Annotated in this window: 24 protein-coding genes and 1 pseudogene; 15 read left to right on the forward strand and 10 right to left on the reverse strand. The window is 56.1% G+C overall.

The features are described from left to right. Positions 1 to 88: 88 nt before the first annotated feature. Complete coding sequence (rraB, locus tag GTU79_RS27540; protein ID WP_132924657.1) at positions 89 to 535, reverse strand: ribonuclease E inhibitor RraB; 447 nt, start codon at positions 533 to 535, stop codon at positions 89 to 91. Between the two features lie 173 nt (positions 536 to 708). Here rraB and argF point away from each other — a divergent pair, with 173 nt between their 5' ends. After that, complete coding sequence (gene argF, locus GTU79_RS27545; protein ID WP_132924655.1) at positions 709 to 1,716, forward strand: ornithine carbamoyltransferase; 1,008 nt, start codon at positions 709 to 711, stop codon at positions 1,714 to 1,716. A gap of 171 nt (positions 1,717 to 1,887) precedes the next feature. Here argF and GTU79_RS27550 read toward each other — a convergent pair whose 3' ends face one another. Continuing rightward, positions 1,888 to 2,355: a NanQ anomerase/TabA/YiaL family protein gene (locus GTU79_RS27550; RefSeq protein WP_203523689.1), complete on the reverse strand. Its 468-nt coding sequence runs from the start codon at positions 2,353 to 2,355 to the stop codon at positions 1,888 to 1,890. Between the two features lie 386 nt (positions 2,356 to 2,741). Between GTU79_RS27550 and pyrB the strand changes: the two genes are divergently transcribed. The 3 genes from pyrB to GTU79_RS27565 all read left to right on the forward strand — a co-directional run bounded on the left by pyrB (position 2,742) and on the right by GTU79_RS27565 (position 4,808). Then, entirely contained in the window at positions 2,742 to 3,677 is a 936-nt protein-coding gene (gene pyrB / locus GTU79_RS27555; RefSeq protein ID WP_203523690.1) for an aspartate carbamoyltransferase, read from the forward strand. 10 nt (positions 3,678 to 3,687) lie between these two features. Next, the gene (gene pyrI / locus GTU79_RS27560) at positions 3,688 to 4,152 is read left to right on the forward strand and encodes an aspartate carbamoyltransferase regulatory subunit (protein WP_132927952.1); all 465 of its coding nucleotides are present in this window, start codon (positions 3,688 to 3,690) and stop codon (positions 4,150 to 4,152) included. A 269-nt stretch (positions 4,153 to 4,421) separates the two neighbouring features. Next, on the forward strand, positions 4,422 to 4,808 hold the full coding sequence (locus GTU79_RS27565; protein ID WP_203523691.1) for a RidA family protein: 387 nt from the start codon (positions 4,422 to 4,424) through the stop codon (positions 4,806 to 4,808). 40 nt (positions 4,809 to 4,848) lie between these two features. Here the strand turns inward: GTU79_RS27565 and GTU79_RS27570 are convergent, their stop codons facing one another. Continuing rightward, a complete protein-coding gene (locus GTU79_RS27570; protein ID WP_203523692.1) occupies positions 4,849 to 5,175 on the reverse strand; it encodes a type II toxin-antitoxin system RelE/ParE family toxin in 327 nt (108 codons plus the stop codon). A gap of 8 nt (positions 5,176 to 5,183) precedes the next feature. After that, positions 5,184 to 5,451 (reverse strand): annotated as a pseudogene (locus GTU79_RS30910) (hypothetical protein). A gap of 419 nt (positions 5,452 to 5,870) precedes the next feature. On the opposite strand from GTU79_RS30910, the gene GTU79_RS27575 reads away from it, so the two are divergent. The 4 genes from GTU79_RS27575 to GTU79_RS27590 are packed head-to-tail and all read left to right on the forward strand — an operon-like array spanning position 5,871 to position 9,814. After that, complete coding sequence (locus GTU79_RS27575) at positions 5,871 to 7,307, forward strand: circularly permuted type 2 ATP-grasp protein (RefSeq protein ID WP_203523694.1); 1,437 nt, start codon at positions 5,871 to 5,873, stop codon at positions 7,305 to 7,307. Then, the gene (locus GTU79_RS27580; RefSeq protein WP_132924642.1) at positions 7,301 to 8,230 is read left to right on the forward strand and encodes an alpha-E domain-containing protein; all 930 of its coding nucleotides are present in this window, start codon (positions 7,301 to 7,303) and stop codon (positions 8,228 to 8,230) included. Before GTU79_RS27575 ends, GTU79_RS27580 begins: the two co-directional genes overlap by 7 nt. After that, on the forward strand, positions 8,227 to 9,054 hold the full coding sequence (locus GTU79_RS27585) for a transglutaminase family protein (protein ID WP_132924640.1): 828 nt from the start codon (positions 8,227 to 8,229) through the stop codon (positions 9,052 to 9,054). The genes GTU79_RS27580 and GTU79_RS27585 overlap by 4 nt, the downstream gene beginning before the upstream one ends. 22 nt (positions 9,055 to 9,076) lie before the next feature. Further along, positions 9,077 to 9,814, forward strand: coding sequence for a proteasome-type protease (locus GTU79_RS27590; protein ID WP_203523695.1), 738 nt, complete (start codon positions 9,077 to 9,079; stop codon positions 9,812 to 9,814). A gap of 115 nt (positions 9,815 to 9,929) precedes the next feature. On the opposite strand, the gene GTU79_RS27595 is transcribed toward GTU79_RS27590, so the two are convergent. The 4 genes from GTU79_RS27595 to GTU79_RS27610 form a co-directional block, all read right to left on the reverse strand. Next, positions 9,930 to 10,451, reverse strand: a complete 522-nt coding sequence (locus tag GTU79_RS27595; protein ID WP_203523696.1) for a GNAT family N-acetyltransferase — start codon at positions 10,449 to 10,451, stop codon at positions 9,930 to 9,932. Continuing rightward, positions 10,402 to 10,728 carry a type II toxin-antitoxin system TacA family antitoxin gene (locus GTU79_RS27600; RefSeq protein ID WP_203523697.1) on the reverse strand — a complete coding sequence of 109 codons (327 nt, stop codon included), beginning with the start codon at positions 10,726 to 10,728 and terminating at the stop codon, positions 10,402 to 10,404. The genes GTU79_RS27595 and GTU79_RS27600 overlap by 50 nt, the downstream gene beginning before the upstream one ends. Positions 10,729 to 10,874: 146 nt before the next feature. After that, entirely contained in the window at positions 10,875 to 13,589 is a 2,715-nt protein-coding gene (gene mgtA / locus GTU79_RS27605; RefSeq protein ID WP_203523698.1) for a magnesium-translocating P-type ATPase, read from the reverse strand. A 382-nt stretch (positions 13,590 to 13,971) separates the two neighbouring features. Beyond that, positions 13,972 to 14,121, reverse strand: coding sequence for a hypothetical protein (locus GTU79_RS27610; RefSeq protein WP_214513563.1), 150 nt, complete (start codon positions 14,119 to 14,121; stop codon positions 13,972 to 13,974). Between the two features lie 446 nt (positions 14,122 to 14,567). Here GTU79_RS27610 and nrdD point away from each other — a divergent pair, with 446 nt between their 5' ends. Both nrdD and nrdG read left to right on the forward strand, forming a co-directional pair. Further along, on the forward strand, positions 14,568 to 16,706 hold the full coding sequence (nrdD, locus tag GTU79_RS27615; protein WP_132924632.1) for an anaerobic ribonucleoside-triphosphate reductase: 2,139 nt from the start codon (positions 14,568 to 14,570) through the stop codon (positions 16,704 to 16,706). Between the two features lie 7 nt (positions 16,707 to 16,713). Further along, entirely contained in the window at positions 16,714 to 17,178 is a 465-nt protein-coding gene (nrdG, locus tag GTU79_RS27620; protein WP_203523700.1) for an anaerobic ribonucleoside-triphosphate reductase-activating protein, read from the forward strand. On the opposite strand, the gene GTU79_RS27625 is transcribed toward nrdG, so the two are convergent. Both GTU79_RS27625 and GTU79_RS27630 read right to left on the reverse strand, forming a co-directional pair. Next, positions 17,166 to 17,552 carry a hypothetical protein gene (locus GTU79_RS27625; RefSeq protein WP_214513564.1) on the reverse strand — a complete coding sequence of 129 codons (387 nt, stop codon included), beginning with the start codon at positions 17,550 to 17,552 and terminating at the stop codon, positions 17,166 to 17,168. The genes nrdG and GTU79_RS27625 overlap by 13 nt on opposite strands. Positions 17,553 to 17,723: 171 nt before the next feature. Next, the gene (locus GTU79_RS27630; RefSeq protein ID WP_253073446.1) at positions 17,724 to 18,431 is read right to left on the reverse strand and encodes an ankyrin repeat domain-containing protein; all 708 of its coding nucleotides are present in this window, start codon (positions 18,429 to 18,431) and stop codon (positions 17,724 to 17,726) included. Positions 18,432 to 19,114: 683 nt separating this feature from the next. Here GTU79_RS27630 and GTU79_RS27635 point away from each other — a divergent pair. From GTU79_RS27635 to GTU79_RS27660, 5 genes are all read left to right on the forward strand, one after another. Further along, positions 19,115 to 19,477: a hypothetical protein gene (locus tag GTU79_RS27635; protein ID WP_132924626.1), complete on the forward strand. Its 363-nt coding sequence runs from the start codon at positions 19,115 to 19,117 to the stop codon at positions 19,475 to 19,477. Between the two features lie 76 nt (positions 19,478 to 19,553). Further along, a complete protein-coding gene (locus tag GTU79_RS27640; RefSeq protein WP_413741899.1) occupies positions 19,554 to 19,919 on the forward strand; it encodes a copper-binding protein in 366 nt (121 codons plus the stop codon). 51 nt (positions 19,920 to 19,970) lie between these two features. After that, complete coding sequence (locus GTU79_RS27645; protein WP_253073447.1) at positions 19,971 to 21,182, forward strand: TolC family protein; 1,212 nt, start codon at positions 19,971 to 19,973, stop codon at positions 21,180 to 21,182. Beyond that, positions 21,179 to 23,014, forward strand: a complete 1,836-nt coding sequence (locus tag GTU79_RS27650; RefSeq protein WP_420854140.1) for an efflux RND transporter periplasmic adaptor subunit — start codon at positions 21,179 to 21,181, stop codon at positions 23,012 to 23,014. Before GTU79_RS27645 ends, GTU79_RS27650 begins: the two co-directional genes overlap by 4 nt. Beyond that, a complete protein-coding gene (locus GTU79_RS27660; protein ID WP_203523702.1) occupies positions 23,011 to 26,130 on the forward strand; it encodes an efflux RND transporter permease subunit in 3,120 nt (1,039 codons plus the stop codon). The genes GTU79_RS27650 and GTU79_RS27660 overlap by 4 nt, the downstream gene beginning before the upstream one ends. Positions 26,131 to 26,148 lie beyond the last annotated feature (18 nt).

Raw genomic sequence — 26,148 nt, forward strand, 5'->3', positions numbered from 1 at the left:
TGGTTTAACCGCGCCGATACCGATTAATACAGCCAGACTATGCCGCGCACAGATAATGCCGTGCCGGTAAACACGCCGGACCACGGTATCAATGACGGGTGCCGTTATCATCCCGATCGATGAGGTGATTGTGAATGGGCGGCACCACATCGCCACCGTCTTCCTCTTCGCCTTCGTCGTCTTCGCCGTCCTCAAAATAGGTGCCCCAGCCGTCATAATTGACGCCATGCCGTTCCGCCAGCGCAAACAGCTGCTCGACCTGGGCATCGATCACTTCCGCATTGAGCGCCACTTCGCTGATGGCGTCGCAACACATCAACACGGAACCGTCTTCCACTTCCAGTTCCTCGGCATCGGTAACTTCATAGCCCAGTTTAAACGCTTCGACCGCGGCTTTTTCCAACATATCGAAATTTTCAGCGGAAAAGTGATGTTCGATGGTGTAAAGCGCCTCCGGATCGCTGCCGTCTTCCAGCAACTCTTCGATTATTAAACGCGTTTCATCGCGCTGCTCTTCCAGAAATTGATGTGCCATGCCCCTGTCCTCAATGAGTCGGCCGTTCGGACCACTATTTTCCCACAGCGGCGGTTAAGGCTCCAGCTTAAAAATGAAAGATTTGCTTTCAATGCTTGAAATTGAATATTCATACATATAAAGTGAATTTTAATGCAAATGATATTAATGATTATGAATGGAGCAAAATGCTTATGAGAGAGTTTTATCAGCGTCATTTTCTCAGACTCCTGGATTTCACACCGGCAGAACTTCTTGAATTATTGGCGTTATCCGCCACCTTGAAACAGGAAAAACGCAGCGGGCGGGAAAAACCGCGTCTGGCGGGAAAAAATATTGCGCTTATCTTTGAAAAAGATTCAACCCGCACCCGCTGCGCTTTTGAAGCGGCCGCCTTTGATCAGGGCGCGCGCGTGACCTACCTCGGTCCCAGCGGCAGCCAAATCGGCAACAAGGAATCCATCAAGGACACCGCACGGGTACTGGGCCGGATGTATCACGGTATTCAGTATCGCGGTTACGGTCAGGAGATCGTCGAGACACTGGCGGCTTATGCCGGCGTGCCGGTGTGGAACGGCTTAACCACCGAATTCCACCCGACCCAGTTACTGGCCGATCTGCTGACCATGCAAGAACATCTCCCCCATAAGCCTTTTAACCAAATCAAATTCGCCTACGTGGGCGATGCCCGCAATAATATGGGCAACACCATGCTTGAGGCGGCGGCATTGACCGGGCTCGATCTACGGCTCGTAGCCCCAAGCGCCTGCTGGCCGGAAAATGAACTGGTGGCGCAATGCCGCCAGTTGGCGGAACAGCAGGGAGGGCGCATCACCCTGACCGAAGATATCGGCGCAGGCGTGGAAGGAGTGGATTTTATCTACACCGATGTATGGGTTTCCATGGGCGAGCCCAAATCCTTCTGGCAGGAACGTATTGCCTTGTTGCGCCCGTATCAGGTGAACATGGCGATGATCAAACTCACCGGCAACCCCCAGGTCAAATTCCTGCACTGCCTGCCCGCCTTCCACGACGATCAAACCACCATCGGCAAAGAGATGGCCGAACAATACGGCCTGGCGGGGGGCATGGAAGTCACCGACGAGGTATTTGAATCCGCCCACAGCGTGGTGTTCGATCAGGCGGAAAACCGGCTGCACACCATCAAGGCGGTGATGGTGGCAACGCTGTCGAAAGAGTAAAAACCCCATGGCACGCTAGGCCCGCTATCACCGGACGTACAACGAGCCTGTTAAAGGGAGAGCGCGCCAATGGGGTCGAAGCCGCCGTCTGGCGGCGGCCGGAGCGCCCCATGGCACGCTAGGCCCGCTATCACCGGACGTGCAACGAGCCTGTTAAAGGGAGAGCGCCAGTTACCGCACCAGCGCCGCTTCAATCTTCACCACCGCTTTACGCACATGCGCCGGCGCACCCACGGCACACAGCGGTTTATGCACTTCACCAGGGTAATAGACCACAAAATCCCCCGCCCGCATCACGAACTGCTTTTCTTGCGCGCCGGACGCCACAAACGCCACATCCTTATCCGCCAGCCAATCGGTATCGGGCTTGCCCGCCGGCAGGTTGCTAAAGGCCATGCCCTCTTCGCCCTGCAGCACAATCTGGATATCCAGATATTTGGCATGGTATTCGGCGCGGCGCTGCTCAAACACATCGGTACTGTCGTTGGATATCATGACAAATACCTGATCCCCCTTGATCTCATACTTACCCAGCGGGGTATCGGCCGTAATGTGTTTTTTAACATACTCAATAGCGTCCCGCAGCGTTGCCGGCAGATAGGGAACAAGCTCAAGATGGTGAATATTACCGCTGATCATAACGATTCCTTAAACTGAAATGTTGTTTCATTATATAACCGTACTCAATGGGAAACTGAGGATTATTTAACACTTATTTTTATTAGCAAGCCAATCGTTTGCTTAATCACGGATAATCGATCTTTTACGCTTGAAGTGTAGCGGTACCCGAGTATAATTTCGGGCAATTTGCCGGGAGGATCGATGAACAGCACTGAGAAATTTAATGTTTATGACGATCTTCGGTTGCCTGTGGGCAGCCGGTTGCCATTGTTGCTCCCGCTGCCCGTTGTGAAGTATTCGTATCCCGCCCCTCATTGAGGGGCTTTTTTTTGCGCGGCATTCAGCCCACTGCCTAAACTTGCGTCAGACACCGGCGTTAACAACACCCGAAGGAGGGATAAAACATGGCCAATCCCCTTTACCAGAAGCACATCGTATCCATCAACGACCTAAGTCGCGAAGATCTGGAGCTGGTGTTGAACACCGCCGCCAGTCTGAAAAGCCGACCACAGCCGGAGCTGTTAAAGCATAAGGTCATCGCCAGCTGCTTTTTCGAAGCCTCCACCCGCACCCGCCTGTCGTTTGAAACCGCCATGCATCGCCTGGGGGCTTGCGTGGTGGGATTCCCAGACGCGGGCAACACCTCCCTCGGTAAAAAAGGCGAAACGCTGGCGGATACCATTTCGGTTATCAGCACCTACGTCGATGCCATTGTGATGCGCCACCCCCAGGAGGGAGCCGCCCGCCTGGCCACCGAGTTTTCCGGCGGCGTGCCGATCCTCAATGCCGGTGACGGCGCCAATCAGCATCCCACCCAGACCTTGCTGGATCTCTTTACCATCCAGGAAACCCAGGGACGGCTGAACAATATCAATATCGCCATGGTGGGGGATTTGAAATACGGCCGTACCGTACACTCCCTGACGCAGGCGCTGGCCAAGTTCGAAGGCAATCATTTCTTCTTTATCGCCCCGGAAGCCCTGGCGATGCCGGCCTATATACTTCATATGCTGGCGGAGAAAAACATCCGGTTCAGCGTGCACGCCACCATTGAAGACGTGGTGCCGCAGCTGGATATCCTCTATATGACGCGGGTACAAAAAGAACGGCTGGACCCGTCGGAATACGCCAATGTTAAAGCCCAGTTCGTTTTGCGCGCCGATGATTTGGTGAAAGCCCGCGCCAATCTGAAAGTATTGCACCCCCTGCCACGGGTGGATGAAATCGCCCATGAAGTGGACGCCACACCCTATGCCTACTATTTTCAACAGGCCGGTAACGGGATTTTCGCGCGCCAGGCATTGTTGTCCCTGGTATTGAACAACCATCATGCAGAATAAGGAGAAGATGATGACTCAGGACAATAAGTTACAGGTTGAGGCCATCAGCCGCGGCACGGTAATCGATCATATTCCGGCGCAGGTAGGCTTTAAGTTGTTAACCCTGTTCAAGCTGACGGCCACCGATCAGCGCATTACCATTGGGTTGAACCTGCCCTCCAATCAGTTGGGCAAAAAAGACCTGATCAAAATCGAAAACGTTTTCCTAACCGAGCAGCAGGCCAACCAACTGGCCATCTACGCCCCCCACGCCACGGTCAACCGCATCGATAATTACGAGGTGGTGCGCAAGCTGACCCTGTCGCTGCCGGATCGCGTGGACGGCGTGCTGACCTGCCCCAACAGCAACTGCATCAGCCGCAGCGAGCCGGTGGCGTCCGGCTTCACCGTCAAAAGCCGGGGCAATCAGGTACACCTGAAATGCAAATATTGCGAAAAAGAGTTCGAACACCAGGCAGTGATCCAGAATTCCTGAAGTCCCGACCGGGCCTGTTGAAGTGAGCGCGTGTTAAAGGGAGACCGCGGCAATGGGGCCGGAGCGGCCATAGTCGGCCGCGCAGCGCCCCATGCCACGGTAAGCCCGCCGACACCAAAGCTGAACCGAGCGTGTTTAAAGGAAAGCAGGCCAAACCCGCGCTGGCGCAAGCGTAACGTAACAATGACAGGCTGGGCATTCGCCGGTTTACTCCTTATAATGGCCGGCACCTTTTTTCTATTTGTTGTTTGTAGACTCCAGGAGACGCCATGTCCCGCATTATCAGTACCGAAAACGCGCCGGCCGCCATCGGCCCTTACGTCCAGGCGGTGGATCTGGGCAATCTGGTCTTCACCTCCGGCCAGATTCCCATCTGTCCGAAAACCGGTCAGGTGGCGGAGGATATCGCCGATCAGACCCGTCAATCCCTGTCCAATGTCAAAGCCATCGTGGAAGCGGCCGGTTTACAGGTGGCGGATATCATCAAAACCACGGTGTTCGTCAAAGATCTCAATGATTTCTCCAAGGTAAACGCCGCCTATGAAGCCTTTTTCAAGGAAAACAGCGCACCGTTCCCCGCCCGCTCCTGCGTTGAAGTGGCGCGGCTGCCGAAAGATGTGCAAATAGAAATCGAAGCGATCGCCTGTCGTCGCTGAGGCATTGGGCGCACGGACCCGCGTGCGCCGGAGTGAATAATCAGCGCAAAATCTGTAAGCGATAAAGAGCTCGTACCAGATCCTGGCGGGTATGAAGTATGAGCAAAATATTAACGTCTTCGTCATTTTCATCGTAAAGGAGTCTATATCCTTTAGGATCAAGCCGTTCGCGAACTTTTAATCCAAAATCAGCCAGTATCGAATTATAGCGGTAACGTTTGGGATCTTCCTGCAAAGCAGCAACGGAATCTAAAAGCAGTGACTCGGTTAACTCAGCGGCAGACTGAGCCCCGTTTAAATCACTTTGAAAGGATTCAATATCGGTCAGGCATAACAATGCCGTTTCGGTAATGTTTACATTGACCATCTAATCCCTTATTTACGCGCTGCGCGCAATTGTTTTAATGCCTCTTCAGGAGACATAACGCGTTGCTGGAATACATCCTGTTTAGCCAGCATAGTTAACTTGAGCAGGGCATTGGCCTGCTGTTCCCTTGCCTGGGTAACCAATTCCGCTTCACGCTCTTCCGCCGTTTCGACGAACAGCTCAGCGACACCATTTTGGTGACAAACACGCCGCCCTTGAAGAGTTCCGGTGAGCCTAACCCTTCACGGGCCGTTTTTGCGACATCGTGTTAGCCATGCGTATATTCTCCTGTTAATCCTGTTCTGATGAGGGTATTACTCTGCAATCGTTTCATCATGATAGAGTTTATCATATCATCCGCGGGAGGATAAATTGAGTACAAATTTAACCACGGCATGCGAGAGATATAAGAAAGCTTAAGCCCTCCTTTTACCTGCGTTATCAAGTCCGAAGGACAAAATCTCCATGTAATACTATTGGTTATCTTTAAATTCAAAACGAACCAGACCTACATCATAAATGGTTAAATAATTGCCCCTCTTTAGGTAATAACTCATCTTCTAAACGCCATGCGCACCGTATTAGTGCAAGTTACCCTATAATTCCCTCGTTTTTTCCTATGGAACCGCCCCCTGCGCTGGCGCGCTTTATGCATAACGTCATTATCAGCTCGCTAAGCAAGCCAGGGTATGCCGATGATAAGAATTAATCTTTCCGGGTCGCCGTTTTTTGATGAAATGCTGTTGGCTGACGGGACGCACCGCAGCCATTACGAAGCCTATTGGCAATGGCTGCAACAGGCCGATCAGCAGGCCATTCAGCAAAAAAAAGAAGAAGCCGAGCTGCTGTTTCACCGGGTGGGGATCACATTTAACGTTTACGGCGAAGAGGGGGGCACCGAGCGGCTGATCCCTTTCGACAGCGTGCCGAGAATTATCCCGGCCAAAGAGTGGCAGTGGATGGACCGCGGTATCCGCCAGCGGGTCAAGGCGCTGAACGCCTTTTTGTACGATATCTACCATGAGCAGAATATCCTGAAGGCGGGCATCATACCGTCGGAACAGGTACTGGCCAACGAACAGTATCAGCCCTGTATGCAAGGGGTCGCCCTGCACAACAATACCTACGCGCATATCGTCGGCACCGATATGGTGCGCAACAGCGACGGCCATTATTATGTGCTGGAGGACAATCTGCGTACCCCTTCCGGGGTCTCCTATATGCTGGAAAACCGCAAGATGATGATGCGGCTCTATCCGGATCTGTTTGCTAATCAGCATATCGCCGCTATTGAACGCTATCCCTTCGATCTGCTGCAAACCCTGCGTGAAAGCACTGCCGTGGAGGATCCCACGGTAGTGGTGATGACGCCGGGCCGTTTTAACAGCGCCTATTTCGAACACAGCTTTCTCGCCCAGCAGATGGGGGTCGAACTGGTGGAGGCCGCCGATCTGTTCGTCAAGCAGGGGGCGGTGTTTATGCGCACCACCGAAGGCCCCTGCAAAGTGGACGTGATTTATCGCCGCATCGACGATGCCTATATCGATCCTCTGGCCTTCCGCGCCGATTCCACCTTGGGGGTGCCCGGCCTGCTGTCGGTGTACCGTACCGGCGGGGTGGTGCTGGCCAACGCATTGGGAACCGGCGTAGCGGACGATAAATCCATCTATCCCTATGTACCGGAAATGATCCGCTTTTATCTGTCCGAAGAGCCGATCCTGGGCAATATTCCAACCTGGCAGTGCCGCGATGCCGATGCGCTCTCCTACGTGCTGGCCAATCTGGAAAAACTGGTGGTGAAAGAGGTCCACGGCGCCGGCGGGTACGGCATGCTGGTGGGGCCAAAGGCCTCGCGCGCCGAGCTGGCGGAATTCCGCCAGCGCCTGCTGGCCATGCCGCACAACTATATCGCCCAGGAAACGCTGGCGCTGTCCACCTGCCCCACTTTTGTGGATGAAGGCCTGGCGCCGCGCCATATCGACCTGCGTCCATTTGCCCTTACCGGCGATGAGATACGGCTGGTGCCGGGGGGATTGACACGCGTAGCGCTGAACGCCGGTTCGCTGGTAGTGAATTCATCCCAGGGCGGCGGCACCAAGGACACCTGGATAATGGAGGACAACGAATGCTAAGCAGAACCGCCAGTGAACTGTATTGGATGGCCCGCTACCTGGAACGGGCCGAAAGCCTGGCCCGGGTCTTGGACGTCACCTATAAATTATCCTTGATGCCAATCCGCAGCCAGCAGAACGAGGATTTGACCCTGCCGCTGAACCTCACCGGCTCTCATGCGCTGTTCGAGGAGCATTACCAGCGCCTGAACATGACTAATCTGCTGAATTTTTTTGCTCTCGACGACCGCAATCCCGGCAGCATTTACAGCTGCTTTGAAACGGCCTGGAATAATGCCCATGCGGTGCGCGGCAGCCTGTCGTCGGAAGTGTGGGAGAGCATCAACGCCACCTGGATCGAAATGAAGCTGATGCGCAGCAAAGGCGTGGCCAAGGTGGGCACCGACGCGTTTTTCGACTGGGTTAAAGAGCGGGCGCATCTGTTTCGCGGCGCCATGTTCGGCACCCTGCTGCGTAACGATGCGTTGTGTTTTATCCGTCTGGGTACCCTTATAGAGCGCGCTTACGCCACCGCGCAGCTGTTGGGACTGAAGGACCAGCAACTGGACACCGACTCCGATCCGGTGCGGGAATATTATCGCCTGGATACCCTGCTGCGCGCGGTGAGCGCCCGTGAAGCCTATCACAGTCTCTACAAACACCCGGTGAGCCGCGAAACGGTGGCCGAACTGCTGGTACTGCGCAACGATATGCCGCGTTCCCTGCGGGCCTGCGTCGGGGATGTGGTGCAGCAGCTCGAGCGTATCGGCGGACAGCGGGCCAATGTCCCCCGCCGGCTGGCCCATACCCTGAACGTGGAGCTGCGCTTTAGCTCGCTGGAGGAAGTGCTGGCGGAGGGCCTGCAAACCTACATGATGCAGTTTCAGGGCAAAATCAACGCGCTGGCGGAGAGCATTAACCATACCTATCTGGAGGCGCTATGAAATTGACCGTCGATCACCTCACCCATTACCGCTACGATCATGAAGTCAAGTTCAGTACCCAGTATTTGCGCCTGACGCCGCAAAATACGCCGCGCCAGCGCATTATCGATTGGACGTTGACCCTGCCGGAACAGGCCACTCCCGCCACAGACGGTTTCGGCAATATATTGCATGTACTGACCCTGGACCGTCCCCATGAGGTGATATCCATCCGCGCCAAGGGGCAGGTGGAAATTGCCGACGACAGCGAAAGCATTCTTGAGGAGTGCGGTCCGCTTTCCCCTCTGGTATTCTTACGCTGCAGCCCGTTGACGCTGCCCGATGAGGCGATACGCAACTTCGCCGCGCGTTATTATCGCGCCGATGCGGCGGATGAGAGCCTGCGGGAAATGATGTCTGAGCTGCGGTTGCGGATGCCCTATACGCCCGGCGTGACCCAGGTGCAGGACACCGCCGCCAAAGTCTTTGCCGCCCGGCACGGCGTCTGCCAGGATCATGCCCATGTGTTTCTCGCCTGCTGCCGCAGCCTGCATATCCCGGCGCGCTACGTCAGCGGCTATATTTACAGTGAAGACACCAAGCATGTGGCCATGCATGCCTGGGTGGAAGTCTGGTTCGACGATCGTTGGCAAAGTTTTGATATTACCAATAACACCTGCAATCCCGGCCAGCATCTTAAGCTGGCGGTGGGTTTTGATTATCTTGACGCCTGCCCGGTGCGCGGTTCGCGCATCGGCGGCGGTTATGAAGAGATGTATTCGGAAGCCACCGTGGAGCAAACCGAGGAGCGGCAGGCCGGCGGCCAAGGCGGCCAGCAACAATAATATCTTATGAAGGACGTATTAAATGACCTACTGTGTGGCGATGCGCCTGTCGGGGGGTGTGGTTTTCGCTTCCGACTCCCGTACCAATGCCGGCGTGGATCATATCTCCACCTTCCGCAAGCTGCATGTCCTGCACCAGGACAGCGAGCGCACGCTGGTGTTGCAAAGCGCCGGCAATCTGGCCACCACCCAGAGCATTATCAACCTGCTGCGGCTGCGGGCCAAGGACGGCGAGCGCGCTAATCTGCTGAATACCACTTCCATGTTCGACGCCGCCAGCCTTATCGGCGAAACGGTGCGGGAAGTGATTCACCGCGACAGCAGCGCCCAGCAAAGCGGCAGCAGCACCGATTTCAGCTGCAATATCCTGCTGGGGGGGCAGATTCTCGGCGAGCCGCCGCGGCTGTTCCATATCTATCCGGAGGGCAATTTCATTGAGGCCACCGAGGATACCCCCTACTTCCAGATTGGCGAAAGCAAATACGGCAAGCCCATTATCGACCGGGTGCTGACCTACGATACGCCATTGGAGCAGGCCATGTGCTGTGCGCTGATTTCCATCGATTCCACCCTGCGCAGCAACCTGTCGGTAGGCCTGCCGCTGGATGTGATGATCTACCGGCGCGACAGTTTCGCCAGCGACGAACAATACCGCATCACCGAAAAGAACCCCTATTTCGCCACCATTCGCAAAGCATGGTCAGAAGGACTGTTAAATACTTTCCGGCAGATGCCGCCGCTGGACCTGGCGGAGGAGTGAGCTTGCGTCCAGGTTTGTTGGCAATGTGCTGAATCCTTCACGTTAAGCCCGGATTAGCGGGCTTATTTGCCTGGGAGCGCCTTGGGCGAATACTCTGCCGAGTCTGAGCAAGCCTTTACCATAGAGGCAGGAAAAGCATGCGCGTTTGAAGTCCGCAGGGAATAAAACCGTATTGTTGATAAAAACAGGCACCGGCGTCATCTTTCGCATCAACCATGATGCCGGCGCTACCGACAACCAAAGCCGCATTTCGAGCCTTTGTAATACCATCACTCAGAAGAAGTTTGCCTAATCCCTGGCCGTGCAAATCTGCACGTACGGCAAGACGTCCCAACCGGGTAACCGGAATTTGGCGTGGAAAGCGTTTAGCCAGGGTTTGCGGTAACACATCCAATGAAACCAGCGCGGATGCCAATGCATAGAAGCCCAGGATACTGGCAATGCCGATGATAGGATAGCCTGCAGCAGAGTACGCTTTTACCGCGTCGTTATCCTGAAGTACAGCGACAACAGTCCGCGAAATTCCCTTATTCTGGTGTTGCAAAGCGGTTTGCTTGAGCCAGACATTTAGAGGCTCAATGCCGCAATCAAATGTGCTTCGGTCGTGGTGCCCAGTCAAAGGTTCCAGTTTGATCATTTCGTCTCGCCGTATAGTCCTGAAGTGCAGCCATTAAGGCATCGTTGGGCGGTAATGGGTTTTCCAGCGCGGCTAAAAAGGCGGTGGCCTCCTGTTCAGATAAACGAATGATGCGCTCGTGCTCAATAACGCGTTCAGCTTCTCGCAACGCTGACTGCACGATAAACTGGTTGAGCGTCGAGCCCAGGATACCGGCTGCTGCTTCCAAGGTTTCTTGAACGGCACCTGAAACACGCGCCGTGATGCGACCGCGCTCAGAATGAGAGAGTGTAGCCATTACATATCCTCGCTTTGCCAACCATTGACCGATTAAGCATAACATGGCGGTGGCATATTGTCACCACCCTGGATCCCATCTGCATTAGTTGGACAACTTACTGACGGCAGGTTGCCTGGCCTCGCCATCAATTGTTCGGGCTGTGATTATTGCCAGCCGTAGCGCCGCACATACCAGCCTTTCATGGCCTGCACCAGCAGCATATAAGCGGCAAGTATAGCCACCAGCCATGGGAAATACCCCAATGGCAGCGCCTGCAAATGCAGGAAACCCGCTACCGGCGTAAAGGTCATGCCCACGGTCAGCACGATAACCGTCAGGGTGGTCAGCCCCAGCGGCCAGGAAGGCCGGCTTTGCAGGAAAGGGATCTTCCGGGTGCGCAGCATATGGACAATCAGCGTTTGCGATAAGACCCCCACCACAAACCAGCCGGTCTGGAACAGCGTTTGTTTTTCCGGCGTATTGGCCTTGAATACCCACCACATCAGGCAGAACGTCAAAATATCGAATATGGAGCTGATGGGCCCGAAATAGACCATAAACCGCCCCAGATCCTTGGTGCGCCAGCGCTGGGGACAACGCAGTTGATCCTCATCCACCCGATCAAAGGGCACGGCAATCTGTGAAATATCATAAATCAGGTTCTGCACCAGCAGATGCAGCGGCAACATCGGCAGGAACGGCAGGAAAGCGCTGGCCACCAGCACGCTGAACACATTGCCGAAGTTGGAGCTGGCGGTGAGCCGGATATACTTCAGCATATTCACGAAGGTGCGGCGTCCTTCCACCACCCCGCGCTCCAGCACCATCAGGCTTTTTTCCAGCAGGATGATATCCGCCGCCTCTTTGGCGATATCCACCGCCGAATCCACCGAAATGCCGATATCGGAGGCCCGCAGCGCCGGGGCGTCGTTGATGCCGTCCCCCATAAAGCCCACCACGTGGCCTTCACCGCGCAGCACGCTGACGATGCGCGCCTTCTGCAGCGGCGTCAGCTTGGCGAATACCGTGGTTTCATGGGCGGCGACCGCCAACTGCTGGTCGTTCATCTGCTCGATATCGCCGCCGGTAAGGACCCTATTCACCGTCAGCCCCACGTCCCGGCAGACCTTGGCCGCCACCAGTTCGTTATCGCCGGTAAGGATTTTGACCGTCACTCCGTGGTTTTTTAAAGCCGTCAGTGCCGGTTCGGTGCTCTCTTTCGGCGGATCGAGGAAAGCGATATAGCCTTCCAGAATCAGGTCGGATTCATCCGCCCGGCTGAAATCGCAACGCTCCGGCGCCATGTCGCGGCTGGCTACCGCCACCACCCTGAGCCCCTGGAGTGTAAGCTCCCCGGTAACGGTATTGATTCGTTCCAGCAGCGCGGGCGTCATTGCCATGATCTCGTCATCATGGCGCACCTGGCTGCATACCTCGAGCATCTCTTCCAGCGCGCCTTTACAGATCAAACGCGGAATGCCGTCATCTCCCGCCACAATCACCGACATGCGGCGGCGGGAAAAATCGAAGGGAATCTCGTCAATTTTGCGCCACTGCGGCTGGGCCAGCTCGGGATTATGGTCGGCGACGCTTTCCAGCACCGCTTTATCCAGCAGGTTTTTCAGCCCGGTTTGATGAAAGCTGTTGAGCCAGGCATTCTGCAGTACCCGGTCGCTGCGGCTGCCGAACACGTCCGTATGGCTCTCCAGCACGATTTTATCCTGGGTCAGCGTGCCGGTCTTATCGGTACAGAGAATGTCCATCGCGCCGAAGTTCTGGATAGCGTCCAGGCGTTTGACGATAACCTTCTGGCGTGAAAGCTGCACGGCCCCTTTCGCCAGGGATGAGGTGACAATCATCGGCAGCATTTCCGGCGTCAGCCCCACCGCCACCGATAAGGCGAACAGCGCCGCCTCCCACCAGTCGCCCTTGGTATAGCCGTTCACCAGCAAAACCACCGGGGTCATGACCATCATAAAACGGATTAATAGCCAGCTGACCCGGCTGATGCCGGCCTGAAAGGCGTTGGGCGGCGCCGACTCACGGGTGGCGTGGCCCGCCAGTTGGCCGAACCAGGTGTTGTCGCCGGTACCGATAACCATCGCCAGCGCGGTGCCGCTGATGACATTGGTGCCCATAAAGCACAGGTTATCGCACTCAAGAGGATTTCGCAGGTTGTCCAGCCGGCTGTGGGCGGTCTTTTCCACCGGCAGCGATTCGCCGGTAAGGGATGCCTGGCCGATAAACAGATCCTTGGCCTGCAAAATGCGCAAGTCCGCCGGAATCATATCCCCCGCCGACAGTTTGACCCAATCTCCGGGTACTAATTGGTCGATAGGGATTTCACGGTACCGGCTTTCGCCGCTGATATCGTCGGAGCGCAGTACGGTGGCGGTATTGCTCACCAGCGCTTTCAGCGCATCGGCGGCCTTATTGGAACGGGATTCCTGCACAAAATACAGCAGGGTGGCAATCATCACCATCAGGGCGATCACCGCCGCCGCCGTGCTGTCGTCCGTGCCGTAGGAGACGATGCCGAGTACCGTCAGCAATAAATTGAACGGATTGCGGTAGCACAACCATAAATGCCGCCACCAGGTCACGGGCTGTTCGCCGGCAATGATATTGGCGCCGTGCCGGGCGCGGGCGGCGGAAGCTTCCGTCTCGGTCAATCCCTCCGGGTGGCTGGAGAAACGCGCAAGCAACTGCTCTTCGCCGGCACGGGCGCACGTCAGGCAGGCGTGGGTCAGTGCCGCCGGCACGTTGCGGTTGAGGTTTTTTTGCATGCCTTCCAGCATGACGTCGCGCTGAAACAGACGACGGGGAAGGTGGCGGTAAAACTGTGTGAACAGCCGCCGGGTAACTTTTTTCAATACCATGCTGTCTTCCTTGCCTCTTTCGGTCCCAAGGGCCGGAAAAGGAAAAAAGTGTCATCAGCAGAAGAGGGAAACTTCTGCCTACCGTTAATCACCCGGTTAGGCAGACGTAAAAAGACGGGAGTCCTTACCGGATGGGCGAATAATCTTCAGGTTTAGGTGCGGGGTCCATATGGGGTGAACACCTCCGGTAAAGGAAAAAAATCCGCATAGTCAGACGGAGTCATTAAAAATCAATGCCATCAACTGTCGGAATCCAACTAAATGTGTCGTACATAGATTTGACCGTTCAGTACGGCCAAGGATTTTGACGTTTAACCATAACAAACGCCACGCCAAGCGGAGCGCATTTTACAGCCAAAATTATAAACGGAAATTAAACGATTCACTGTTTTATAGAGGGGGATTGTTTCAAGGTGTTGCTGTGGGAGAGCAGGCGGTTCTTCCAGTCGGCTGACACTTTCTCATCTTCAAACACTGCCGCATCAAGGGAATTCGCCTTCTCCATCAGCGCATAGGCATAGCGTCTAAGCATTTCCTGATTACTTGCAGAAAATAGCTTAAAAATAAGACGGCCGGCCGTTATCCCCAGCGCGATAAAAGCCGTATGCGTTAAAAATGCTTGAGGTGAAGGCCAAACGGGACGTGATCTGGTGATAGTAAATATTTTTCCATCTTGGCTGGAGTTTTAAGGGATTTACCGATTCGTTTTCAGCAAGATAAGTCTTAACCTGCCCTTTTCAGCCTAAAAATCGAGCTGGTCAACTCTTCGGCCAGGGGCCGATTTTCTTGCGCGAAGTCAATTCTAGTTCACTTTTTCTGGCCCATACTCTACATCTAGTGTCGCTTCTATTATTATTAGACTATATATAGTGGCAACCACTCCTATCCCTAGCTATCGCACCCGCAGGCATTTCACCGGGAAAACTGGGGGTAAGGAGCTAACCACTCACCCGCATCAGGCGTACAAGGAGTTGCATCGTGAAACCGGTAGTGATCAAACGAGACGGTTGCCAGGTTAATTTCGACGAGGAACGCATCTGCCAGGCCGTCAAACACGCTGCACAGGCAGCCGACGTCGAAGATAACGAGTATTGCGCCGCCGTCGCCGCCTCGGTGGCGGAACAAATGAACAGCCGTTCCCACGTGGATATACGCGATATCCAGGATGCCGTGGAAAACCAGCTGATGGCCGGACCTTACAAGAAGCTGGCCCGCCTGTATATCGAATACCGCCACGACCGAGACGTCGCCCGGGAGCAGCGGGGCCGCCTGAATCAGGAAATACGCGGCCTGGTGGAACAAAGCAATATGGCCTTGCTGAATGAAAACGCCAATAAAGACAGCAAAGTCATCCCCACCCAGCGGGATCTGCTGGCCGGCATCGTGGCCAAGCATTATGCCCGGCAGCATATCCTGCCGCGTGACGTGGTGCTGGCCCATGAGCGGGGTGATATTCATTATCACGACCTGGATTACGCGCCCTTCTTCCCCATGTTCAACTGTATGCTGATCGATCTGGAGGGCATGCTGACCAAGGGCTTTAAAATGGGCAACGCCGAAATTGAGCCGCCCAAGTCCATCTCCACCGCCACCGCCGTTACCGCGCAGATTATCGCCCAGGTCGCCAGCCATATCTACGGCGGCACCACCATCAACCGCATTGATGAGATTTTGGCCCCCTACGTTGCCGCCAGCTTCGATAAACATTGCAATACCGCGGCACAGTGGAAAATTCCCGACGCCAAAGGCTATGCCCTTTCCCGCACGGAAAAAGAGTGTTATGACGCCTTCCAGTCCTTGGAATATGAAGTCAACACGCTCCATACCGCCAACGGACAAACGCCGTTCGTGACCTTTGGTTTCGGATTGGGCACCAGTTGGGAATCGCGCTTGATCCAGCAGTCCATCCTGCGCAACCGTATCGCCGGCCTGGGCAAGAACCGCAAAACCGCCGTGTTCCCGAAACTGGTGTTCGCTATTCGCGACGGTTTGAATCACAAATACGGCGATGCCAACTACGACATCAAACAACTGGCCCTGGAATGCGCCAGCAAACGGATGTATCCGGATATCCTGAATTACGATCAGGTGGTGAAAGTTACCGGTTCGTTTAAAACGCCGATGGGTTGCCGCAGTTTCCTGGGGGTTTATGAAGAGGACGGCAAGCAAATCCATGACGGTCGCAACAATTTAGGCGTTATCAGCCTGAACCTGCCGCGTATCGCCCTGGAAGCAAAGCGGGACGAGGCGCGTTTCTGGCAGTTGCTGGATGAACGGCTGGTGTTGGCCAAGAAGGCCCTGATGACCCGTATCGCGCGCCTTGACGGCGTGAAGGCCCGTGTTGCGCCGATCCTGTATATGGAAGGGGCCTGCGGCGTGCGGCTGAAAGCTGATGACGATGTGGCGGAAATCTTCAAAAACGGCCGGGCCTCCATCTCCCTGGGCTATATCGGCGTGCATGAAACCATCAATGCCCTGTTCGGCGGCGAGACCCATGTCTTTGACGATCAGCATCTGCGCGAAACGGCGATAGCGATTGTGGCCCGCCTGAAGGCCGCCACCGAGCAATGGAAAGAAGAAACCGGTTACGGCTTTAGCCTGTACAGTACGCCGAGCGAAAATCTGTGCGATCGCTTCTGCCGACTGGACACCGCCGAGTTCGGCGTGATCCCCGGCGTTACCGATAAAGGCTATTACACCAACAGCTTCCATCTCGATGTGGAAAAGCAGGTGAATCCCTACGATAAGCTGGATTTCGAAGCGCCCTATCCGCCTTTGTCCAACGGTGGTTTTATCTGCTACGGCGAGTACCCCAATCTCCAGCATAACCTGAAAGCGCTGGAGGACGTCTGGGATTACAGCTATACCCGCGTGCCTTATTACGGCACCAATACTCCTATCGATGAATGCTACGAATGCGGCTTTACCGGCGAATTTTCCTGCACCAGCAAAGGCTTTACCTGCCCGAAATGCGGCAACCATAATCCCGCCAAGGTCTCTGTCACGCGGCGGGTATGCGGTTATCTCGGCAGTCCGGACGCGCGGCCCTTTAACGCGGGTAAACAGGAAGAAGTGAAACGGCGGGTTAAACATTTACCGGACGGGCAGCTGGGCTGATACGGTCATGAATTATCACAAGTATTACCCGGTAGATGTGATTGACGGCCCCGGCACCCGCTGCACCCTGTTTGTGGCGGGCTGCGAGCATCAATGTCCGGGCTGCTACAATAAAAGCACCTGGCGGGTGGACTCGGGGTTCCCTTTTACCAGCGAACTGGAAGACCAGATTATCGCCGACCTGCAGGATACGCGGATTCACCGGCAGGGATTGACGCTTTCCGGCGGCGATCCGCTGCATCCGCATAACCTGTCCGCGGTGCTGCATCTGGTGCAGCGGGTCCGGACCGAGTGCCACGGCAAGGATATCTGGGTCTGGACCGGTTATACGCTGGACTCTCTTACCGAGCCCCAGCAGCAGGTGACATCGCTTATCAATGTGCTGATTGACGGCAAATTTGTGCAGGATCTGCGCGACCCGGCGCTGATTTGGCGCGGCAGCAGTAACCAGGTAGTGCATTATCTGCGCTGAGCGGCTGTGTCCTTATCGGTGGGAATATACGCGGCCCATAGGCCGCTAAACCTCTCACCAGCTGTCCACGGCGCGGGCACCCGCCGATAATCGTGGTAAAAATGCAATCTTCCTTCCAGCTTCTCTTTATTCCTATAGATATATCGCAATTCGGATGCTGTCACGGAATCTTCGATTTTATCGGTGATTCTTTGTTGATCCAATCCATCAAGTACGAAATGCAGATGCCTTTTGCTGTTACGTATAATGATCTCAATGCCCACTTTGCTGCTGCGCTTCCAAAACAGCGGAATCCGGAAACCCAACCGGGAGGAGTAGGCCAAATGAAGATAATGATCGTATTTGTCATAATTATCATGGACTTCAACCAGCATCGTTTTATATCAAATTTTTAATTTCATCGCGTATCAGATTATATTCCCGCCACGCATAGGGATACTCTATATCATCATTCGCGCTGGCCGCTTCGTAGATATCAGGAAAACCTCCAGTGCGTGGACAATCTCCTAGGTGAAATTTTCCTACCGCCTGTATTGATGAAACCACTATGCAGCATCGCCAGATTTTTCTCCGCCAAAAATACGCCTCGCTATGCGATTGGTATAATAATTTATAATATTAAAATTATCCTTAGACGCGTTATTCAGCCTCAACAGATATTCGGTACGAAACTCCGACAGGCCAAAAACAAAGTCGCCACGGTGGGCAACAAAGTGGTTATGAAAGTCGGTATCTTTCTCATAGTCCATGTCGATACTGCCAATGGAAGAGCTCTTAATGTTATCAATACTGTCCGAAACAAGTTTTATGATATCTTTATCACCACGCCGCCGGGCCAGCGCCAGGGCGGAGTTGCCGTTAGCATCCAATTGATTTATCAAGTGGTCCACGCCTTGTAATGCATACTTTACTTTCTCTACCGTGCCGCCAATCACCGTTTTCATTAATAACGTTCGTCCCTGCTCATCGTAGGCAGAGAGTTGGGTATGGTCGCAAACCAGTTTGAAAATTTCTAAGGATAGCTCATTATCGTTAATGACCATGGTGAAGGCGCTTTCGCCCTCATTATTTTTATGATAAACATTAGTCGCTTCCATCGATAATAGATGAGCAACCATCTTTTTATGCCCATTTTTAATCGCTACCATGAGTGGGGTATTCCCGTTATTATCGGGCAGTTCATTATCCAGGGGTATCCTATGAAGAAATTTTTCACTGAAGAAATTTTTTTCTAATCTTTCCAGCAGTTTCATGTCGTTTTTTTTAACCGCATGCATAACGGCCGTGTTACCGTCTTCATCTCTAAAATTTAATTTTTCCGCACCGGAATATCTATTTTCGTAACTGAAAAATATTCCAACTGCTCAACATCATTCCGTTTTATTGCTCGTAAAGAGGAGATTCTTTGAGGTGTAAAGAATTATCCTCTAACGCTATTTTTATTTTCACGGGATTTTGATGCATAAGGAGCTTTAAACTTAACCAGAGTGGTGTTTCTGACTGAATGTAATTTTTGTGGACGATTTCCAAATTTTGTTCAATGGAAGGACTTGTCTTGTGGGGAAAAGATAAATTACTAATCGGCATCGTGCCATCTCCTTTAAATTTAAAGTTAATTATTAGATAAATGATCTTTTTAATTGCAAAATTCATTCAAAGAATTCAACAGTACCCCGCACACGAATGTCAATAAATGCAAATTTTCTTGTCTCCGAGGGCTCATTTCAAGAAAGTTGACGCGCATCAATAACGTTGTCGGCTTTTTCGCGTTCACTGTGGCAAACCGGTGGCAGATAAGCGCCCTCCGGCCATGCTGGGTTTTGATGGGCTTTGATCTTTCGGCTGTGTACGATGCCGGCTTGTTTAAAAGGAAATAATGTTGTCTTCCGCTTCGGTAACTAAATTCATGGTTAAGCTTCGCTGCCGGCGGCGGCGAATGTTTGCCTTGATTTTACTGGCCTTTTGGCTGTTACTGAACGCCCAGCTGGCGCTGGCCAGCCACCAGTGCTCTATGCCGGTTACCGCGCTGCCCGCCGCCATGGAACATACCGAGAGTATGCTCCACGATAACGACCCGCAGCAGCATGCCGCTGAACCGGGTTTGCTGTGCGATAAGCACTGCGTCCCGGATAATGCGCAAAAAGATTCTCCCCATGCGCCGTTTGCCGTCCTGCCCAGCCAGACCGATTTGCAGTTGGCGGACTGGCGCGACGAACCCTGTATCCAGGATGCCGCCTGGCTTGCTCCGCCCATAGCAGGGCCGCCGGCAGAGATTCGCTTCTGCCGGTTCCGGGAATAGATCCAGACATAACGCCAATGGTTACCCTCGCTGTAATGCGCGGGTAGTGTATGACTTATGTTTAGGAATTTATCCCATGCGAGCTTTACTGATTGTCGTTCTTTCCGCTTTTTCTCTCTTCAACTTACCGGCCTTTGCCGACGATATGGCGGCCATGGGCGATATGCCCGGCATGCAGCATGACCACGGCATGATGACCGCGGCCGATGCGGCCGCCTCGGACTATCACTCCCAGGGAATTATCAAGCTGTGGGATAGCCGGCATGTGGCTATAGCCCATCACGCCATTCCGGCCTTGAACTGGCCGCCGATGACCATGACCTTCGCGGTGCCCCCTGCCTTTGCCGGCCAGAAGCTGGCGGTAGGCACCCAGGTTGATTTCAGTTTCCGCCAGGATGCGCAGGGCTATCAGCTTACCGCCATCCATCCCGTTCAGCCCTAAGCGAGGACAGCCATGTTACTTCCATGCTCTCAACGGGCGTGGTTGGTCCTCATGCTGCTCGCTTCCGCGACGACTTCCGCCGCGGAACTGAACCTGGATGAGGCACTGGCCCGTGCCGAACACTATTCCGCCGAACTCTCCGCCAATCGTCATGAACGGCAGGCCTTGGCGAACCAGGCGGATTCCGCCACCCAATTGCCGGATCCCAAGCTGGAATTCGGTATCGAAAACCTGCCGGTGGGGGGTAACAACGCCCATCGATTCACCCGCGAAGATATGACCATGCAGCGCATCGGCATCCAGCAGGATTACATCAGCAGCACCAAGCGCGATCGGAAAGCCGATGCTTTTCGCGCTGAAGCGGCATCCGCCACCGCCGGTTATCAAACCCTGCGGGCGCAGTTGCAGCGCGACACAGCACAGGCCTGGCTGGATATGGCCCTGGCCCGGCAGGGTTTGACGGCGGCCCGCAGCCTGCTGGCGGAAAGCGAACGGCAAATCTCGGTGCAGCGGGCGGCGGTGGCAGGGGGCCGCAGCGCCGCATCGGTGCTGGATGGACGCTTGGTAGTGGTGGATATGCAAAATGCGGTGACCGACGCGGAGCGTGATGTGGCGGTGGCGCAGGCCAAGCTGACGCGGTTGACCGGCGACAGCCAGGCCATCGCCGCCGGCCAGCTGCCGCGCTTTGAACGCCTGCCCGCCGATCCGGCGGTATTGGCGCAGGGCATCGATCAACACCCCGAAATCCTGCAGGCCCGCCGTGAATCGGAAGTCGCTCAGGCCCGTTCCGCCCAGTCGGCGGTAGCAGCTATCCCGGATGTGGGCATTGAGGTCTACTACGGCAGGCGTGCCGATCGTCTCGACGATATGGCCGGCGTGATGTTCACCATGGATTTGCCGCTGTTCCAGTCCCAGCGCCAGGATAAAGATCACGCGGCGGATCAGGCCCGGACCTTTGAAGCCAACGATCAGCTGGCAACCACCATTCGCGACCACAACGCACAGCTGGCTATGCTGATCGCCCAATACCAGGCCGCGCAAACCCGCTGGCAGCGGCAAAAAGATGATGTTCTGCCGTTGCAGCGGCAGCGTCTGCAGCTGACCCAGGCGCAATACCGCACCGGCAGCGCCACCCTGACCGATATGCTGGCCGCGCGGCGGGCACTGCTGCAAAGCGAACTTGAGGCAAACCGCGCCGCACGGGATCTGGCGCAAAGCTGGGCCGCCATCCGCTATCTCATTCCGCAGGAGACCCAATCATGAGCCGTTTTAACACGGGCCGTATCGTCACGCCCTTGATAAGCCTAGCGGCGCTGACAGCCGCCTTCGCCGCCGGCTATTTTTTGCGCCAGCCCGAGATAGTGACCCCGGCGGACGCCCAAACCGCCGCGCCGGCCACCGCTGACAGCGGCGGTCGGAAAGTCTTGTATTGGTATGATCCCATGTCGCCGGGGCAGCGATTTGACAAGCCGGGCAAGTCCCCGCTGATGGATATGCCGCTAAAGCCGCGTTACGCCGATGAAGATGCGCAGGATGGGGGCGTGACGGTCAGCGCCCGCCAGCAGCAAAATCTGGGGGTGCGGCAGGCGTTCGTGGAACAACGGGTGATGCAGTCCCGCCTGGACGCATTCGGTACGGTAAGCATTGACGACCGCGGCATACAGATCATTCCCGCCCGGGCCAACGGGCTGGTGGAAAAGTTGTATGTCAGGGCCGAACAGCAGCAGGTGGCCAAGAATCAACCGCTGGCACGACTTTGGATCCCGGAATGGAGCGCCGCTCAGCAGGAATATCTGGCGGTGCGCCATTTGGGCGACCCGGCGCTGACCGCCGCGGCGCGGCAACGACTGCAGTTGCTGTTTATGCCAGATGACCTGATCCGGGCCATCGAAAAAACCGGGCAGCCGCAGACCCGCATTGAAATCCGGTCGCCGGAAAGAGGTTTTATCAGCAAGCTGGATGTGCGCGAAGGCAGTCAGGTCTCCGCTTCCCAGGCCATGTTTGAACTGGCTTCGCTGGATCCGGTGTGGGTAGTGGCGGATTACCCCGAATCCCAGGCCGGCGCAGTGACGCCGGGCAGCGACATCATCGCCACCACGGCGCGCTGGCCCGGCGAATCCTTCCATGGCCGCATCAGCGAGGTGCTGCCGGTGGTGAATGACGCCACCCGGACCTATCGGGCCCGTATCGCGCTGGATAACCGGGATAATCAATTGCAGCCCGGCATGTATATGAACGTGCGGTTGGCCCGGGCGGCACAAGGAGAAACCGTCTTGGCCATTCCCCAGGACGCGTTGATTCAGACCGGCAGCCGCAATACCGTCCTGCTGGCGGAAGGGGACGGGCATTTCAAACCGGTGGAAATCACCGCCGGACGTGAATTCGGCGATTGGGTGGAAATACGCCAAGGGCTCCGGGCCGGCGATCGGGTGGTGACCTCCGGTCAGTTCCTGATTGATTCCGAAGCCAGCCTGCGTAGTGCCCTGCCGCAAATGACCGGTAACCCGCCGGCGGCGGCCGATGCCGCCCCGCAGGCCGCCGCAGACGCCTCGGCAACGGGTGCGGCGTCCGCCAAAATGCCGACACAGACCTCCGCCGCCAGCATGGCGGATATGCCGGGGATGTCTTCCGGCCCGGCTCCGGTTCCCGCTAAAACACCGGCTCAATCTAATGCCCCGGGCATGGCGGATATGCCGGGGATGTCTTCCGGCCCGGCTCCGGTTCCCGCTAAAACACCGGCTCAATCTAATGCCCCGGGCATGGCGGATATGCCGGGTATGGCGCCCATGCCCGATAGGCCGGCGATGTCCTCCGGCGCGGCGCCGGCATCCGTCCAGACAGCGGAGCCCGCCGCCGCCAAGCCCCGAGAGTATGCCACGGAAGGAGTGATTGACGCCGTCAGCAATGGGCAGGTCACGCTGTCCCATCATGCGGTGCCTGAACTGCACTGGTCGCCGATGACCATGGACTTCACCCTGCCCGACGGGAAACTGCCCCAGGGACTGGCGGTGGGCAGCCGGGTGTTGTTCCATTTTACCCTGGATGATAATGGCGCCCGTATCACGCAAATGATACCGGTAAGGAGCGTCCGATGATCGCGTTTATCATCCGCTGGTCGCTGCGCAACCGGCTATTGGTGTTGGTGGGGGCGGCGCTGCTCACCGCCTGGGGAATATGGGCCTTGCAGCGCATGCCGGTGGATGCGCTGCCGGACCTTTCCGACGTACAGGTCATTATCCGCGTAAGCTATCCCGGTAAAGCGCCCCAGGTGGTGGAGGACCAGGTTACCTATCCGTTAACCACCACCATGCTGTCGGTGCCGGGCGCCACCACGGTGCGCGGCTTCTCGATGTTCGGCGACTCCTATGTCTACATCCTGTTTGAAGACGGCACCGATCCCTACTGGGCGCGATCGCGGGTGCTGGAATACCTGAGCCAGGTACAATCCACTCTGCCGCCGGACGCCCGGGCCAGCCTGGGACCCGATGCCACCGGCGTCGGCTGGGTCTATGAGTATGCCCTGGAGGACAAAACCGGACGCCATAGCCTGGCGGATTTACGCGCCCTGCAGGATTGGACGCTGAAGTTCGAGTTGAAAACGGTGCCGAACGTGTCGGAAGTGGCCAGCGTCGGCGGTATGGTGCGGCAATACCAAATCATCCTGAAGCCGGATCGGCTGCGGGCCCTGAACGTCTCCCACCAGCAGGTTATCGATGCGGTCAAACAGGCCAACCAGGAGGGCGGCGGTTCGGTGCTGGAGATGAATGAAGCGGAATATATGGTGCGCGCCGCCGGTTACCTGAAAACCACGGCGGATTTTGACAATATTGTCATTACCACTCGCGGCGGCGTACCGATATTGCTGTCCGATGTCGCCAGCCTGCGTCTCGGGCCGGAAATGCGGCGCGGCGTGGCGGAGCTCAACGGCGAAGGGGAAGTGGCCGGCGGCATTGTGGTGATGCGGTACGGCAAAAACGCGCTGGATACCATTAACGGCGTGAAAAAGAAACTGGATGAAATCCGCCGCAGTCTGCCGCCGGGCGTACAGATTGTCCCGGTTTACGACCGCTCCAACCTGATAAAGCAAGCTATCGAGACCCTTTCCCATAAACTGTTGGAAGAGTTTATCGTGGTCACCCTGGTGTGCAGCCTGTTCCTGTTTCATTTCCGCTCGGCGCTGGTGGCGATCATCACCCTGCCGCTGGGGATCCTCGGCGCCTTTATCGTCATGCATTATCAGGGGGTCAACGCCAATATCATGTCGTTGGGGGGCATCGCCATCGCCATCGGCGCGATGGTGGATGCGGCCATCGTCATGATAGAGAACATGCACAAGGTGCTGGAAAAGTGGCGGCACGATCACCCCGGCCAAACGCCTGTGGGGGAGGACTACTGGCAGATTTCCGCCCAGGCTTCCACCGAGGTGGGCCCGGCGCTGTTTTGCAGCCTGCTTATCATTACCCTGTCGTTTATTCCGGTCTTCTCGCTGGAGGCGCAGGAAGGCAAGATGTTCGGCCCGCTGGCGTTTACCAAGACCTATGCCATGGCCATCTCCGCCGGTCTGGGCATCACCTTGGTACCGGTGCTGATGGGCTACTTTATTCGCGGGCGTATTCCCGATGAAAACGCCAATCCCATTAACCGGGGGCTTATCGGTTTATATCGGCCGTTATTGGAAAAGGTCCTGCACTGGCCGAAAACCACCTTGTCCCTGTCTCTGGCATTGCTGCTCATTACCCTTTTTCCGTTAAGCCGGCTGGGCACCGAATTCATGCCGGCGCTGGACGAGGGGGATTTGCTCTATATGCCCTCCACCCTGCCGGGCATCTCCGCCAACGAGGCCGCCCGGCTGCTGCAGCAAACCGACCGGCTGATTAAAACCGTGCCGGAGGTGGCGACGGTGTTCGGCAAAGCGGGACGCGCCGAAACCGCCACCGATCCGGCGACCTTGACCATGTTCGAAACCGCCATTCATTTTAAACCCCGGGATCAATGGCGGCCGGGCATGACCACCGATAAGTTGATACAGGAGCTGGATCGGACGGTATCGCTGCCCGGCGTGGCCAATGTTTGGGTGCCTCCTATCCGCAACCGGCTGGACATGCTGGCCACCGGCATCAAAAGCCCGGTGGGCATCAAGGTCAACGGCAACAATATCAACGATATCGAAGCGGTGGCCCAGCAGATCGAACGGGTGGTGAAAACCGTGCCCGGCGTGACTTCCGCCCTGGCGGAACGGCTTAACGGCGGCCGCTATATCGATATCAATATCGACCGGGTGCGCGCCGCCCGCTACGGCGTATCGGTGAGCGAGCTGCAATCCATCGTGGCGGCGGTTATCGGCGGCGATAATATCGGCGAAACCATCGAGGGCCGCGAGCGTTTTCCCATCAACGTGCGCTATCCCCGCGAACTACGGGATTCGGTGCAAAAGCTGAAGGATTTGCCGGTGGTCACCGCCGGCGGCGCGCAGGTGGCCTTGTCCGATCTGGCGGATATCAAGGTCACCGAAGGCCCGCCGATGCTGAAAAGCGAAAATGCCCGTTTGTCGGACTGGATCTACGTGGACTTACGCGGCCGCGATTTGAAATCCGCCGTGGATGCCATGCAGCAGGTGGTGGCGCAGCAGGTCAAGCTGCCGGACGGCGTGTCGCTGAGCTGGTCTGGACAATTTGAGTATCTGGAGCGAGCGAGCGCCAAATTGAAAATCGTGCTGCCGTTTACCCTGGCGATCATTTTCGTGCTGCTGTATGTCACCTTCAGCCGGGTACGGGATGCGTTGCTTATCATGGGCACGCTGCCGTTTGCGCTGATAGGCGGGGTTTGGCTGCTCTATCTGCTGCACTACAATCTTTCGGTGGCCGCCGCGGTGGGCTTTATCGCCCTGTCGGGGGTAGCGGCGGAGTTCGGGGTGATCATGGTGCTTTACCTTAATCACGCGATGGAAAACCACCGGGTCAACGGCGAGCCGCTGTCGGAGCCACAGCTGCTGGCGGCGATCCGCGAGGGCGCGGTACTGCGGGTCAGGCCGAAGGTGATGACGGTAGCCACCATCATGGCCGGGCTGCTGCCCATCATGTGGGGCGGCGGAGTCGGATCGGAGGTGATGCAGCGCATCGCCGCGCCGATGATCGGCGGCATGGTGAGCGCGCCGCTGCTGTCGATGCTGGTGATTCCGGCGCTTTACCGTATCCTGCACCGTAAAGGCTAATGGAATCTCGCGGCACTG

The sequence above is a fragment of the Sodalis ligni genome (assembly GCF_016865525.2).
GTDB lineage: Bacteria > Pseudomonadota > Gammaproteobacteria > Enterobacterales > Enterobacteriaceae > Acerihabitans > Acerihabitans ligni.